Origin of the sequence: Erythrobacter sp. R86502, assembly GCF_042466465.1 — a bacterium.
Taxonomy (GTDB): domain Bacteria; phylum Pseudomonadota; class Alphaproteobacteria; order Sphingomonadales; family Sphingomonadaceae; genus Erythrobacter.
In genome coordinates, this window is sequence record NZ_JAXHCJ010000001.1 from 1,794,930 (window position 1) to 1,810,284 (window position 15,355).

The 15,355-nt window shown below is 57.9% G+C and carries 11 protein-coding genes; 5 read left to right on the plus strand and 6 right to left on the minus strand.

Annotation, left to right across the window (positions count from 1 at the left end):
• The first annotated feature begins 20 nt into the window (after positions 1 to 20).
• On the plus strand, positions 21 to 557 hold the full coding sequence (locus tag SJY33_RS08585) for a group 1 truncated hemoglobin (RefSeq protein ID WP_379922348.1): 537 nt from the start codon (positions 21 to 23) through the stop codon (positions 555 to 557).
• Positions 558 to 584: 27 nt separating this feature from the next.
• On the opposite strand, the gene SJY33_RS08590 is transcribed toward SJY33_RS08585, so the two are convergent.
• Together SJY33_RS08590 and SJY33_RS08595 are read right to left on the minus strand one after the other, a co-directional pair.
• The gene (locus tag SJY33_RS08590) at positions 585 to 1,322 is read right to left on the minus strand and encodes a Crp/Fnr family transcriptional regulator (RefSeq protein ID WP_379922349.1); all 738 of its coding nucleotides are present in this window, start codon (positions 1,320 to 1,322) and stop codon (positions 585 to 587) included.
• A gap of 91 nt (positions 1,323 to 1,413) precedes the next feature.
• Positions 1,414 to 1,653, minus strand: a complete 240-nt coding sequence (locus SJY33_RS08595) for a hypothetical protein (RefSeq protein ID WP_379922350.1) — start codon at positions 1,651 to 1,653, stop codon at positions 1,414 to 1,416.
• A gap of 165 nt (positions 1,654 to 1,818) precedes the next feature.
• Between SJY33_RS08595 and SJY33_RS08600 the strand changes: the two genes are divergently transcribed.
• Together SJY33_RS08600 and SJY33_RS08605 are read left to right on the plus strand one after the other, a co-directional pair.
• Positions 1,819 to 3,957, plus strand: coding sequence for a PAS domain-containing protein (locus SJY33_RS08600; RefSeq protein WP_379922351.1), 2,139 nt, complete (start codon positions 1,819 to 1,821; stop codon positions 3,955 to 3,957).
• A 13-nt stretch (positions 3,958 to 3,970) separates the two neighbouring features.
• Entirely contained in the window at positions 3,971 to 4,345 is a 375-nt protein-coding gene (locus SJY33_RS08605) for a response regulator (protein ID WP_379922352.1), read from the plus strand.
• Between the two features lie 27 nt (positions 4,346 to 4,372).
• Here the strand turns inward: SJY33_RS08605 and SJY33_RS08610 are convergent, their stop codons facing one another.
• Positions 4,373 to 5,122: a Crp/Fnr family transcriptional regulator gene (locus tag SJY33_RS08610; RefSeq protein WP_379922353.1), complete on the minus strand. Its 750-nt coding sequence runs from the start codon at positions 5,120 to 5,122 to the stop codon at positions 4,373 to 4,375.
• A gap of 659 nt (positions 5,123 to 5,781) precedes the next feature.
• Between SJY33_RS08610 and SJY33_RS08615 the strand changes: the two genes are divergently transcribed.
• The gene (locus SJY33_RS08615) at positions 5,782 to 7,047 is read left to right on the plus strand and encodes a cation:proton antiporter (protein ID WP_379922354.1); all 1,266 of its coding nucleotides are present in this window, start codon (positions 5,782 to 5,784) and stop codon (positions 7,045 to 7,047) included.
• Positions 7,048 to 7,091: 44 nt separating this feature from the next.
• Here SJY33_RS08615 and SJY33_RS08620 read toward each other — a convergent pair whose 3' ends face one another.
• Positions 7,092 to 7,697 carry a DUF4142 domain-containing protein gene (locus tag SJY33_RS08620; RefSeq protein ID WP_379922355.1) on the minus strand — a complete coding sequence of 202 codons (606 nt, stop codon included), beginning with the start codon at positions 7,695 to 7,697 and terminating at the stop codon, positions 7,092 to 7,094.
• Positions 7,698 to 8,458: 761 nt separating this feature from the next.
• On the opposite strand from SJY33_RS08620, the gene SJY33_RS08625 reads away from it, so the two are divergent.
• Positions 8,459 to 9,508 carry a BLUF domain-containing protein gene (locus SJY33_RS08625; RefSeq protein WP_379922356.1) on the plus strand — a complete coding sequence of 350 codons (1,050 nt, stop codon included), beginning with the start codon at positions 8,459 to 8,461 and terminating at the stop codon, positions 9,506 to 9,508.
• Positions 9,509 to 9,549: 41 nt separating this feature from the next.
• Here SJY33_RS08625 and SJY33_RS08630 read toward each other — a convergent pair whose 3' ends face one another.
• Together SJY33_RS08630 and SJY33_RS08635 are read right to left on the minus strand one after the other, a co-directional pair.
• Entirely contained in the window at positions 9,550 to 12,873 is a 3,324-nt protein-coding gene (locus SJY33_RS08630; protein WP_379922357.1) for an amidohydrolase family protein, read from the minus strand.
• Between the two features lie 116 nt (positions 12,874 to 12,989).
• Complete coding sequence (locus SJY33_RS08635; RefSeq protein ID WP_379923555.1) at positions 12,990 to 15,311, minus strand: transketolase; 2,322 nt, start codon at positions 15,309 to 15,311, stop codon at positions 12,990 to 12,992.
• Positions 15,312 to 15,355: the final 44 nt, after the last annotated feature.

Sequence of the window (15,355 nt, forward strand, 5' to 3'; positions counted from 1 at the left end):
ACATTCTTCCGGAGCGACTTATGTCTTTCATCATTATGGCCGCCGCAGCTCTGATGCTGGTACAGCAAGCCCCTGCCGAAGGGACGGACTGGGACGCGGAATTCGGTGTGGAAACGAAGGAGCGCGATCCTGTCACCGGTGAAATCCCGGTTGATCCCTATGTGCAAAGCAATGCCAATGCCGGCGCAAGCCCTTATGAAAGTGCTGCGTTGGTGCAAGATTTCGGCGGGCGCGCAGGAATCGCACTGATCGCGTCGCGCACGGTCGAACTGTCAGAGGCTGACCCGCGCATCGCAGGGATCTTTGCAGCTCACGATATGGTCCGGCTGAAACGCACCCTTGCTGAACAATTCTGCTATCTGCTGGGCGCTGGCTGCGATTATACGGGCCGCGACATGCGTTCCGCTCACGCTGCAATGGGTGTCACCCACTCCGACATGAACGCGTTGGTTGAAAATTTGCAGACCGCGATGCGCGAAGCCGGTGTGCCATTTGCGGCGCAGAATCGGCTTCTTGCAAAGCTTGCGCCTATGTCGGGCGATGTCTTCCAACGCTAATTGAACCCGGGACCTACTGATCCTGCGTCACGCCCGATTGAAATGCAGGTAGTTCGGATTGAACATGGCGATGGCTTTGAGCCTATCGAGGTCGACGATCCGCAACTGTCGGTCGCCCAGTTCGATCAGCCCTTCCCGCCGCATTTCCTGCAAGGTCCGATTAAGATGAACAAGGCTGAGCCCGTTGGCATCAGCGATGTGGGCTTGGGTCACCGGAAAGTCGAACGTCAGTTCGTTCGCCAGGCCGACAACCCGTAAACGATAATACAGCTCGATAAAAAGATGGGCGAGCCGCTCCAGCGGGGAACGTTGACCGACCGACAGCAGCCATTCGCGCTGTATCCCTGAAGATACCAGTTCATGACACAACAGCGCACGCATCAGATTGGGGCGCCGTTCGACGACGTCCTGAAATTCGCCCGGTTCAATTTCGTAGTACCGAACCGTCGTCAACGCGCCAATCGAGTGGTCAAGCTCGCTCAGAATATACACGTTAAGATCGCAGAAATTGCCGGGCAAAAAGAAATCGACAATCTGCCGCCTGCCGTCATGCAAATCCTTGTATCGGCATGCCCATCCTGAGACGAGCAAGCGTACGATCGTGGGATTTTCCCCTTCCCGCGCGATGTCACAGCGGGCTTCGCAGGTCAGCAACGGACGGTCGTCTAGACCGCGCAAAGCGTCTCGATCATCCTTGTCGAGAGGGATAAAGGCGCTGAGCAAACGAAACAGCGGTTCGGTGCCCGCATAGGCCAATGTCGCCATGATCGTTGGTGGTCCCGTTGTGCAGCTTTGCATGGCGTAAATCGCCGGTTACACTGTCAATGTGGACACCGGCGAGATGCGCTGCAAGCTGTTAGTAGTTGCCAGGAGGGTCGCTCGCCGGAAAGCTCTGGTCGCTGGCTTCATCAACTTCAGTCCATTTGCCATCGGGTTCATCACGCATGGCGTCCGGCCCGGCATCGCGAACAGAATCATGCGCGCCGCCAGTTTGGTTCTCGGAAAACGCGGCGTTGCTGCGCGAACTGCGATCGGTGTTGCGCATCAGGGCATAGGCCGCCCCGCCTATGGCTATTAAGGAGAGAATCAAACGCATAATCGGATCCTTTTAGAACGGGGTAATTCGTATGCTGCAGTTCGACCAACGGGAGCTTGTCGTCACCATCGTACATTAGACTGGTATGGGTTTCGGGAAAACAATCTTATGTTAAGCATGCAAAATGAAGCGTGCTCTACTATTCGGCGATAGTGAGGCAAATTGATGTCGGATCTTCCGAACAAGACTGACGACAGCCTGTTTATGACTGCATTTGGCGCGCTCCCTGACGCCGCCTGCATTCTTGAGCCGGTCGAAGTCGCCGATGATCCCGCAGGAGACTGGCGCTACATCTCGACCAATCCTGCGTTTATGAAACTTCTTTCGATCGAGGATCTGACCGGCATCACCCTGCGTGAACGGTTTCCGAAATACGCAGCAAACTGGTCCACGCTGTTTCAGCGTGCGCTTGCCGGGACGAGTCCATCGACCCTCATCCATGAGGGCGAAGAAGATCCGGTGGTGCTTGAAATTGTGCTGACCCCGCTAAACTACGGGTCACGCCGCGCGGTAATGGCGCGTGTGCGCGACATAACCGAGGAACACCGCGCTCACGCCGAACGGCGAGAGGCCGATGCCCGGTACAAGGTTCTGTTTGACACCATTGATCAGGGATTCTGCATTATTGATGTAATCTTTGACGATGATGACAATGGTGTGGACTACCGCTTTGTCGAAGCCAACACGGCCTTTGTGAAGCACACCGGTCTGACCGATCCTGTCGGCAAATCGATGCGGTCGATGCAACCCGATATCGAGGACAAGTGGTCCTCTGCCTATGGGCGCGTTGCCATGGGGCAAGGTGCGATCCGGTTTGAAAACGAATCACCCGCCATGGGGCGCTGGTTCGATGTTTTTGCCTTTCCGATTGGCGACCAGATGCCGTTTCAGGTGGGCATCTTGTTTGAAGACATCGGCACCCGCAAAACCATGGAAATCGCCCTTCGCCATAGCGAGAGCAGGTTGCATTCTCTGATCGAAGCGTCATCCGATATTATCTTCCGGATGAATGCCAACGGAACGATCATGGATCCGGTTGGCGGGAAAGGCTTGCTCGGCAATGTTGGCGAATCGGGAAACTGGATCGAAGAATTCGTTCCGGCTAACGATAGACCCCACGTGGTAGCTGCGCTGGCTCAAGCCATTGCAACGCGTGAGCCCTTCAGGGTTGAGCATCGTATACGAACAGAAAGTGGCGCGGTGCGCTGGCTTTCCTCCCGCGCAGTGCCAGTGCTTAACGATGATGGCGAGATTGCCGAATGGTTCGGCATGGCAACAGATATAACCGCCCTGCGCAAGGTCGGGCAGCAATTGTCCCACGGTGCGCAGATGCTTCGTGTCGCCAGTGAACTGGGCAAGGTGGGGTTATGGGACTGGAACGTGGAAACCGGCGAGTTGACCTGGTCGGATGAACATTTCCGCATGGAAGGTTATGAGCCGGGCGAAATTGTGCCAACCTATGACATCTGGCTGGAACGGCTGCACCCCGATGATCGGACCGCCACCAATCTTAAAATTCAGCAGGCGATGCAGGACGGATGTGAATACCTCAATGAATACCGGGTGTGCCATCCTGATGGCGATACGCGATGGCTTTCGGCGCGGGGCCGGTTTCTTTACGATGAGCAGGGGCGAGCGGTGCGGATGTTGGGTGCCATCATCGACACCACACAGCGTCGCCGTGAAGAAGAATGGCAGCGGCTGCTCGTCGCTGAGCTTCAGCACCGTGTGCGAAACCTGATAGGCATGGTCAGGTCTGTCGCACGGCTTTCTGCACCTAGCCATCGCAGCGTCAATGATTATGTCGATCACCTCATCGGCCGTTTGCAAGCTATGGGTCGCACCCAAAGCACACTGACACGGTCACCGGGCCGCGATGTCGATCTGGTCGAACTGGTACGCGAAGAACTGCTGGTTCACGCCGCGCAACCAGAACAATACCATATCGAAGGCCCACCGATTGCATTATCGCCCCATGCGGCCGAGATTGTCACACTTGCCATTCACGAACTCGCGACCAACTCGATTAAATACGGTGCGTTGGGTGACACGGGCTATATTCGGATCGTGTGGACGACTTACGAAAAGAACAATAAACCGTGGATTACACTGCGTTGGCAGGAAACTGCGCCGCACCATAAAACGAAGTTCAATCGCAAGGGCTTTGGGCGTCGTCTGATCGAAGAGCGTGTGCCATATGAATTGCAAGGTGAAGGGCGTTTCGATATTCACGACACCGGCGTTCTTGCCCAACTTGAATTCCCGCTGTCGCGTGGCGGCAGCATTCTTGAGACCCGTTCCTGAGTAGGCGGCTGCCATGACTGACAGAAAGCTCTCCGGCTGCCGCATCATCGTCGTAGAAGACGATTTCTATCAGGCTCACGATTGCAAGCAGATGATGGAGCAGGCTGGCGCAAAGGTTGTCTCTGTATCGGCGGTCGTCCCAGATTTGGCGAACCTGATGGAATACGGGCGCATCGATGCAGCGCTGATTGACATCAATTTAGCTCAAGGAACCACCTTCGATTTTGCCCGTGAACTTATCGCCAAAGGCATCCCGTTTGCGTTCCTAACAGGCTATGATGCGGCAATCCTTCCGGAAGATCTTGCGGCAAGTGTCTGCATAAGCAAACCTGCCGACCTGCACCGGGTCATAAACGTCGTGGCAAATCTCGCCTCGGGTCAATCTTAGGTTGGATCAATCCCGATCGTTACGAGATCAGGCGACAGCTTGAAACGAAAACGGATTATTCAAGGTTCCGGTACGCGGCGCAAGATAAGCGCTGTCAAATCCGGCCACCTGCTGAAGCGTCCGGAGATCATGAATCTTCAATTGCTTTGAACGCAGGGTAATCAGGTTATCCTGACGCAACTGCTGTAATTTGCGGTTGATATGCACCGGTGTCAGGCCGAGCACGTCGGCCAAATCATCTTGGGTCAGCGGAAAATGGATTGAGTCACCACGCACAGGTTCCACCACTGCCAGCCGGTAATGCATCTCGCATATCAAATGCGCCATACGCTCTAAAGCGTCGCGCCTGCCGACATTGACTACCCATGACGCCATGACCGCGTTTTCCATGCAGCCGTAGCCCCGCATCGCCTCACCCACAGCAGGATACTGTTCAATCACACTTCGCATATCGGCGTGAGCAATATTGACGATCTTGCAGGAGCTAAGTGATATGACCTCTTCAACAGCGGCGCTATCGGGCGAACAGCCAAAATAGTAAGCATCGCCGGGCAGCAGCAGACGCGTGATCTGGCGCGCGCCATCGCGTAATATCTGATAGCGCGCCGCCCAGCCGCTCAACACAACCGGGAACGTCACCGTGTCATCGCCATCGCGCGAAAGATATTTCTTGGCGGGCAAATCCTTGGGTTGGCGGCAAAGCGAGGCAACCGCTGCAACCTCCTCGTCATTCAAAGGAGCAGCGTGCATAAGCCTTTGCAAAAATGCGTTAACCACCAGCTTCCTCCTCAAATCACGTTAGGCGCCACTCTATTGGCGAATTGCAAAAGCTTCTCTAACTCAAAAGATACATCAAAACCCGTTTTGACGTTCCTTGGCGGCAAATCACGGCCATTGGCAGCAAACTTTTATCCCTAGAGCGCCCGCATCGAAGGGTTTAACTACGAACAGCAAAGATGCCGCTACGCCCAACTGTTCCCGAGCGAGCAGAAAACGCTGCGCGAAAACAATAAAACAGGTTTCCATCGCACGTATCGGTCGGCAATGTAGCATGATCTTTCGCCCATGCGCTACAAAGTAATTCGTTTGCTACGAATGCTTTAACCGGAGGTGGTTCGACAACGCTATCGGCGTCCGTGTTTTCTTCACTCGCCCCAATATAAGTTAAGGCGTGCCGCTGATGGGGCAGGCAGAGCGATATTGCCAGAAGGTCCCGATCCTTCTGATTGCAAGGTGTTCCGGCCCCTGTTCGGCTTTCTTTTGGCCGGATCATCGCCCCCAATAAACTCCCCGCCCAGTGATGGGCGGGGTTTTTTTAGGCGATGCGCCGATGCGTTGCAGACGAGCCATTTCCTGCAACCGGTTCCCCTGATAAGGCGCTGCGAGAACCGGCTTGGCTTCACCTTCCCCCTTGTGATCTGCGGCAGACCAAATCCATGTCTTACCACGAATTTCTGCTATTTGCCGGGCTTGCAATTTGTGTGGCATTCTGGCTGCCTCGGTTTGTTTCTGGGCGTGAACCGGCGGCATCAGCGCTTCTGATTGCCGCGGGCTTTGCATGCGCGCTGGCCTTACCGGACTCGCCACCTTTGTTCGATCCGATTGCGGAGCCGCGCTGGTGGGAAACACTGAGCGAGATGACGGTCATCGTCGCGCTGTTTGCTACGGGCATGCGTCTTGACGTGGTTCGCCCCTTTTCGCGCTGGCGTGTGACATGGCGGCTGCTTGCCGTTGCAATGCCTGTCACGATCGCGGCAGTCGTCCTGATCGGCACGGCAGTTGGCCTGCCTCTAGCGAGCGCGCTGCTGCTGGGCGCAGTGCTGGCACCGACGGATCCCGTGCTGGCAGGCGATGTGCAAGTGGGCCCTCCGACAGAAGGGGGCGAGCATCCGGTCCGGTTCGGCCTGACGACCGAAGCAGGGCTGAACGATGGGCTTGCTTTCCCGTTCGTCTATCTTGCCATTGCAGCGCTAGGTGGATTGGGCGCGGCGGATATGATGCAATGGTTTGCTTATGACGTGGTCTATCGCATCGTGGTCGGTACTGTAACCGGTATAGCGGTAGGGTGGCTATTGGCGCAGGTGGTGTTCCGACGGCCGACCAAAAATGTACTGGCGGAGACCGGATCTGGAGTGCTCGCACTCGCCGGCGTGCTGGTATGCTATGGCGCGGCAGAATTGATACATGGCTATGGGTTCATTGCCTGTTTCGTCGGGGGATTGGTATTCCGCCGGGTTGAAGCGCAGCACAGTTTTCACGGCGACCTGCATCTGTTCAATCTGGCGATCGAACACGCATTGACGGCGGTTCTGTTGCTGATGACGGGCGCGGCGCTGGGGGCATATATCGGCTGGGTGGAATGGCAGCACGTCGCCATCGCCGCAGCCCTGATTTTCGTGATCCGACCGGTAAGCGGCTGGTTTTCGCTTGCAGGAGCGGGCCTGCCGCACCGCGAACGTTTCGTCACAGCGGCCTTTGGCGTTCGCGGGATTGGCAGTATCTACTATCTCGCCTTTGCTGCCGGCACGGCATCGGTGCCGGGGTTGACTGACCTGTGGCTGACTGTGCTCGTTACTATTGCGATGTCGGCGCTGGTACATGGGCTGAGTGCGGGAGCGGCATTGTCGGGTATTCGCGCCGATTCTGAATCCGAACAAAAAGACAGCGCGGAATCGGGCGAACTGGCGGAGCCTGCAAACTAGACGCGCGCACCGCTTTAATTTTAGCGCCGACCAGGGGGGACCGTTCAGTCTGCTGCTAGCGCGTCAATCGAGCTTCCGTCCCCGCCTACTGGCAACGAGTTCTCATCGAGCCAGCTGTAAGTCTGTTGCGCTGCGGGGATCGCACTTTCGGCAAATTGTCGCAGGTCTGCATCATCACCTGTCTTGCTATAGCTTTTCAGCAGCGCCAGAAACTTGCTGTTCGCCGCAATCTGCTGGCTCAGATATTCGCGATCAAAGGCCAGTCCATCGCGATCAGCAAGTGCGTCCAGCAAGGCTTTCTGTTCCTGATCAAGCGCGGATGGCAAATCCATGGCTCCTGCGTTTTGCCCAACTGCATTCCTCAACGCCCGCGATGATTGGGTATGGTCATCGATCAATACCTTGGCGAGATCGCCCACCTCTGACGTTTGCGCCTTATTGAGCGCGATTTTGGCCGCAGCAATGGCGTACAAATCGGTTTTTGTGACCATTTTGGCAAATTCCGTAGCGGCGGGCGACTTTTCGGCGAAGGCACCACCAGCGTCGTTTTCGGCGGGTTTGGTGTCTTCCGCGGTGGGAGCATCGCCCTCTACCGGAGCGTTACAGGCAGCAACCAATAGGCTCGCAGCACATAAGAGGGCAAAACGCATTGCTCGTTCCTTTTAAGAAGACCCCTGTACAGGCGCCAACGCCTCCGATGCCAAGGCACATCACGGCATCGATAACCGAGTGTAGTGAAAGGTGGGAGCATTTTGCGCTAGCAAACCGACCCTCTGGCAGCCAATGCCCTGCCGCACACCATTTCGTTAGTCCCAAGGTGTGGGCGGCCTACCGGAACGTGCAAACTACTACATACAAATCGTGCGGGCTTGCCGCCAGAGCAAGCCCGCACGCAAACGGCGCGGCGGATGTGCCTCACTACCCGCGCCGCCTGATTTGCAGAACTCAATATCGCGCTTGGTCGATGCCCGCGCCATCAACTGACCATCGCGATGGCCCCTTGCCATTACCTATGATGCGTTCCTGACAGGTTCTTACGAAACAGCAAATAGCGATCAAATGCCGAGCACTGCTGCTCTTGCAGCTTTGTGACCGGGGGTTGCGGATATATCGCTTGACGAAACCACCGTCTCTCGGGATGATCCCGCTACTTGGCAGCCAGACTGTCAAGGGCGCCGCGCGAGGTCAGACGAATCACGATCCGGCCTGACTGATGAAAGCGATGCGTCGCTGGCCTTTGCCGCGGAACGGCAGGACAGCAAACTGGGAGAGGGACAACCGGTGCGCAGATGCCGGGCCACCTACAGCGACACGACATGAGACGGCGAAGGGACTCGCCGGGCTTGTGCGGACAAATCTCTTCCGCGCCGCTCGACTTATCCTATCGCCACGGCGAAGTGGGGATCGGTGAATGGCCAGAACGGAAAAACTGCAATCAGAGCAGGACAACTGGATCGGTTGTCTGACCTATCAGAGCACTGCCACTTCAAAACCCAGCGCGGCCGAATTGCGATCGCTCGCACACCAAGCTCGCACGCGCAATCGGAGCGTCGGGGTGACTGGTATGCTTCTGTTCGAAGAGGGCCGGTTTCTTCAGACCCTTGAAGGCCCGCCTGAAGGTGTGGAAGCGATCTGGTCGTCCGTGGCCCGCGATCAGCGCCATAGCGAAATCGAAGTGCTCAGCCGCCACATGGCACCGGCGCGTCTCTTCACAGGTTGGGATTTGTTTCTCAGCAGCAAGCTCTCTCATGCGCCTGATCTGGCGGACGCTGCTGCAGGTATTCCTCCGGCCATGGCAAAACATGTGCGTAAGGCGGCCCGCCATGCGCTTGACGGAGACGATATTGCGCTCAACGCGATGATTGCCGCGCTTGCCGAACAAGGCTGGACGAGCGCGGCGGTGCTTAATCTGCTGATTGAACCGACGGCCCGTGCACTGGGCGATGCCTGGCTCGCGGATGATTGCTCAGAGCTCGATCTGACAATTGCCCTCAGCATGCTGCAACTTGCTGGTCATGCGGTGCGATACGAAACAGCACCGCAAGCGATCCGCAGCAGCCGTTACAGCATCCTTCTCGCCACGGCACCCGGCGAGCCTCATATGTTGGGTACCGCGCTGCTTGCCGATCAGTTCACCGATGCAGGTTGGGAGGTGGAAATGACCTTCCCTGATAGCGAGGAAGCGCTTCTCAATCAGCTCAGAGCGCAGCGCCCTGATGCGCTGGACATCGGCCTTTCCGATGCGCTGTTCCGGCAACAATCGCTGATTGGCCTTCGCAGTGTGATCGAGCACAGCCGCTCGGTTCCGGCAAATCACCCCACCGTGGTTTCGGTTGGCGGGCGTCTGTTTGCAGAAGCTGCGGCAACCGCTGCGACAGTGGGCGCGGATCACGCTCGGACTACAGCCGCTGGTGCGAGTGTGCGCATGGCTGAACTGGTACGCCAAAGCCGCCAATTCTAACGAATTGGCGACAGCGGTTCCCCCCGCTGCCGCCATGTTCGTTACCCTGCGTCCCCATCGGCATGACCGCGGCCGGATTCGGTGGTGTGTTCGCCCCCCCCAGCGCCGTTGCCGCCATTGGCTTCCCACCAATAGGGTTGGCGCGTGGCATTTCCCGTGCTCACTTCGTTCATCGTGACCGCATCATAAAGCCGCCCGCCAAGCATGACCTTTTCGATGTTGTCCGAATTGGAGATGTCGGCGCTGGGGTCGTCAGAAAGGATCACTAGGTCGGCAAGCTTTCCAACTTCAATGCTACCGATGTCCTTGCCCATCCCCAGAGACTGTGCAGAGGTAATCGTGCCGGCTTTAAGCGCCTCAACCGGGGTCATTCCGCCCCGAACGAAACTCCACAATTCCCAATGCGCGCCGATACCCGCCTGCTGGCCGTGTGCACCGATGCTGACCTTGACGCCGCGCTCCGCCAGTTTCCTTGCTTCGCGCGCGTTGTTGTCATCGACAAAGGCCCAGTCAGGCGCCGTTGTTCGGCGGCCGGTTTCGGCAAGGAGCATTTTGGGCGGCGTGTGCACCATCAACGGGTTTTCCCAGACGTTGGTTGCTTGGCGCCAATAGGGGTCGCCTGCTAATCCGCCATAGGTCACGACTAGTGTCGGTGTGTAATTGCTGTTCGACTGGCCGAAGAACTGCAGCACGTCTTCGTAGAACACATCGACCGGAACGTTGTGTTCCAACGTCGAATTGCCATCTGCGACAAGGTTCATGTCCATCCCGAACAGCGACCCGCCTTCAGCTACGACAAGCATGTTTTCAGCGGCCGCAGCACGTGCAACCATCTGGCGTTGTTCGCGGCGGGGCTGGTTGTAATTCTTGACTGAAATGCCGCCTTGCGCCTTGATCCGCCGCACATGGGCAAGCGCGTCTTCATAAGTATCGATGCGCGCGTAAACACCAGGTGCCTTTGCCCCGTAGATGATTTCGCCCGTCGAGAAGATCCGCGGCCCCAGCGTTAGCCCGGCCCTTTGACGCTCGGCTGCGGCAAAGACTGTGCTGGCTTGGCTCGACGGGTTATGCACCGTGGTGACGCCAAGGGCGAGATCCTGCAACAAGGCCCAGTTTTGCTGGGGGATCAGATCGCCAACGCCGTAAGCTCCGTGCGCATGGGCATCCACAAGGCCGGGCATGATAGTCTTGCCGCTGGCATCGATCATGACCGCATCGTCAGGCAGCCTGATGCGCACCGTCGTGGCATCGTAAACCCCGGTGATACGATCTCCGGTTATGACGATAAGCCCGTTTTCGATAACGCCTGCATCCTGTGTGCCAAGGCCAGCCTTCATCGTCAGCACCCGGGCGCCTGTGATGACAGTCGTTCCAGCGGGTTTGGCTGCCTGCACGGTGACACCCAGCGTGATACCCGTAGCAGGAGGTGTATAGGACGCCGCCTTTGCGCCGTCAGCTTTGGGCGCGGCGGGGAAAAGTTCGGCGACATTTGCACTCTGGAGGCTGGGTCCGATTGACCAAAACAAAGTCTCGCCGCCATTGGCCCAGCCCAGATAATCGGCCCCGCCCTTGCTAACCTTGGTGACCGGAAGCGCGCCGCCCGTTTCGCTTACATCAACCGGTTTGCCCCCGGGAATTACGGGCATTGCGAAAACTTCGTAATTCTGACGGAAGGCGATGGTACGACCATCGGGCGAAATACGAAGGTCGTTTGCCAATTCTCCCTTGGCATGGATGCGTTTCGCTTCGCCGCTCAAATCGGTTGAAATGAGCGCAATGCCGTTGCCTTCACGCGCCACCATGAACAGTCGGCTGGCGCTTTCGCCCCATTGCGGTACGCTGCCGTCGCGGCTTACCAAACGCGCTTCGCCGCCGTTCACCGAGATGACGTAAATTCCAGGGTTTTCGGAATAATCTGCGGCGGTAAGGTAGCCGCCTTCGCGCTTTTCAAAGGCGATCATGCTGCCGTCAGGTGAAAAGGCCAAGTTGCCGAAATGCCCCGGGCCCGTCAGCACGCGGCGGTTCTGGCCGTTGGCATCGGCAATCACAATATCGCCCAAGGCGTTATCGCTCCACCGGACATAAGCAAGGTTTTGCCCGTCGCGGCTGAAGGCCGGGAAGGCTTCTACCACGTCTGCCGTGTCGCCCGTCAGGGGTGCCGGCGCATCCCTGCCGCGCGCGGATTTGCTGTACAACCGACCAAGGCTTTCAAACACGACACGGGTGCTGTCTGGCGAAAGTGTCGCAAACCGCGGCATTGACGTAACGAACGTGTCCGGCGCCACGGCAATGTCGGGATGAGGCGCATCAGCAATGCCCCGTGTGTCGTTGATGGCAAACGGGATGACCGCGTGACCTGTACCGTCGCGGTTGACGCGGTTCAGTTTGCCGCCCGCCCAGAACACAATCCCGCTGCTGTCGGGCAGCCAGTCGATGTTCGGGTAGACCCCGGTAACCGCCCAGGTTTCCTGCACATCCAGATCAAGTTGGCCGAAAATCATCCGTTCGCGGCCGTTTTCGATGTCCTTTACCCAAAGTTGGCTTTGGTCCTTGTCTCGCCGCACGAAGGCCAGTTGCGCGCCATCGGGCGAAGGCGCAGGCCGTACCGCGCCGCCATAACCGCTGACAGCAGTGGTGACTTCGCCCGTAGCAAGATCGTGGCGTTCGATCGCGAAGATACCCGCATTGGAATCCTGGGCATATTCGAAAACATTCCCGGGCGTCGTGTTGCGGGTATAGTAGATTGCGCTGCCATCGGGGGCGAAGACCGGCTCACCCAGTTCCTTTTGCAGACGCTCGTTGGCGCGCTCGACCACCTGGACCCCGCCGCCTCCGCTGACGTGGTACAGCCAGATTTCGCCCGTGCCGGCGCTGCGTTCGGTGGTGTAATGTTTCTTTGCCGCGATGAAACGTCCGTCGGGCGACCAGGTTGGCTGGTTCAACAGGCGAAAATTTTCCTTGGTCACCTGACGTTTGTCCGTACCATCGGTGTTCATCACCCAGATATTGTCCCCCCCTCCACGATCGGAAGTGAACGCAATGCGGCTGCCATCCGGGGAAAACCGTGGCTGTACATCCCACGCAAGGCCATCAGCGATCCGCCGCGGCGTTCCGCCTTCGATCGGCATGGTGTAAATGTCGCCAAGCAGAGTGAATGCCAGCGTTCTACCGTCAGGCGATACGTCGACATCGATCCAGGTGCCTTCATCAGTGCGGATCGGCACCTGCTTAATAACCGCGCCCTTCGGCGCCTCTACATTCCAGGCACTTTCACTGTTCGTGGTATCGCGACCCTTTGATTGTGCGGCTAGCGGTGTGGTGATGCAGGCAGCCCCGGCAAGCAGAATGGCGGCGATAGTGCGCATGAAAAAGTCTCCCTCAGTTGGAACGGGAGACTAGCGGTGCGAAACGATATTGCTAGGGGCCGACACGTCGTTGGTCGATAAACCATTGGTGTCTGATATTTATCGCCGTGTGGCCGTTACAGGAACAGCTCTGCCATGGCATCGATAATTGCGTTGGTGTCCAAACGGTAGGTGCGATAAAGATCGACCAGATCGCCCGTCTGTCCGAACCGATCTGTGCCCAAGGGGCTGACGCGGTGTCCGCACACTCCGCCCAGCCATGACAGGGCAGCAGGCGAACCATCCAGAACCGTGACAAGCCCCGCGTCAGGCGCCAGCTGGCGCAGGAGTGTTTCCAAATGACTGGGCGCGTATGTACCGCCGTTCCAGCGTGCAGCGCGTGCCCGCGACCAGTCACGGTGAAGCCGGTCCGGCGACGTGACGGCCAACAGACCAAGTCCGGGCACATCATCGCGCAAGGCTTCCCACGCGGCCAAGGCCTCTGGCGCGACCGCACCGCAATACGCAATAGCGGCCTTCGCTCCCGGACCGGGTTCGCGCAGCCAATAGGCTCCAGCCAGCGCGTTTGCCTTCCAGTGGGTATCGGTGCGCACATGCTGTTCGGTCTGACGGGTGGTCAGGCGCAAGTATACCGAACTCCCCTCGTCCGCCTGCATGTGGTCAAACGCCCAACGCATCATCAAAGCCACTTCATCGGCAAACGCAGGCTCGAAACTTTCCAGACCCGGCTGTCCCATGCCGATCAGCGGCGTGTTAATCGATTGGTGCGCACCGCCCTCGCCTGCCAGCGTGATCCCCGATGGTGTGCCGACCAGCAAGAAGCGTGCATCCTGATAGCAGCCATAATTCAGCGCATCCAATCCGCGGGCGATAAATGGATCGTACACTGTCCCCACAGGAAGCAGGCGGGTGCCAAAATGGGGTGCTGAGAGGCCAAGTGCGGTTAGCAGAAGAAAAAAATTGTGTTCGGCTATGCCCAGCTCGATGTGCTGGCCGGCGTTGGTTGCCGCCCATTTCTGCGTAGAGGGAATGCGAGCCTTGTGGAACACATCGGCCAGTTCCTGCCTCCGGAACAGGCCGCGCTGGTTGACGAAGGCCCCAAGATTTGTCGTTTGCGTCACATCAGGCGCGGTGGTGACAATGCGATCGGCGAGCGGTTCATCCGACTTTGCCAGATCGAACAGCACGCGCCCGAACGCCGCCTGGGTCGATTGGATCGCACCCTCAGGCACCGGCAGCTGGTCAGGAACGACAACGGCGGGAGCGCTGCGCTCGGACAATTTATGCGAAATTGGAGTGTCGTGGATGAACGCATCCAGCCGCGCTGCCAGATTGTCTCCCAGTCCTGCCCATTTGTCCCATTCCTGCCCTGGCAGGATCCCAAGGTCATCGCGCAGACTTTCAATCTGCGCAGTGTTCATCATACCGGAATGGTTATCCTTGTGCCCTGCCAGTGGTAGCCCATACCCCTTGACGGTGTAGGCGATAAACAAAGTTGGCTGATCGTCGCAGATGCCATCAAAGGCCTGGGTCAGGGTTTCGAGACAATGCCCACCAAGGTTGGTCATCAGCCGTGCAAGTGCTGCGTCGTCATGGGCAGCAATCAAATCGGCCGTTTCCTTCGCATCGCCAAGATCGCGATTTAACCGTTCGCGCCAAGCTGCGCCGCCAAGATAGGTAAGAACCGCAAAATCGGCGTTCGGGCAGTTTTCGATCCAGTCTTCCAGCGCCTTGCCGCCGGGCCGATCGAAGACTTCGCGCTGGAGCTTGCCGTGCTTCAAGGTCACTACCCGCCAGCCGCAGGTTTCGAATATATCGTCGAACCGGCGAAACATGCGGTCGGCAGTGGTCGCATCCAGAGATTGCCGATTGTAATCGACGATCCACCAGCAGTTGCGCAAATCGTGCTTGTACCCTTCAATCAGGCATTCATAGATATTGCCTTCATCAAGTTCGGCATCCCCCATCAGCGCGATCATCCGGCCCGCGTCGGTTTCAGCCAACTGGCCGCGCGCAATCAGGTAATCCTGCACCAAGCTGCTGAAAGCCGTCACCGCAACGCCCAGACCCACCGATCCGGTCGAAAAATCCACCGGGATCGTGTCCTTCGTACGGCTGGGATAAGACTGCACCCCGCCCAATCCGCGAAATCGCTCCATCTTGTCGCGGGACTGTTCGCCCAGAAGATAATGGATAGCGTGAAGCACCGGCCCGGCATGGGGTTTGACAGCAACCTTGTCTTGCGGGCGGAGGGCATGGAAATAGAGCGCCGTCATGATGGCCGTCATCGACGCGCAGCTTGCCTGATGCCCACCAACTTTTAGACCATCGCGTTTGTCGCGGATATTGTTGGCATTGTGCACCATCCAGGACGACAACCACCGCAGCCTTTGTTCGATCTGCGTCAGCAACGCGATCTTTTCGTCATGCCCGGCCATAGGCGTTGTCGGGCCGGTTGCGGTGGCGTTCACACAGCTGTCCT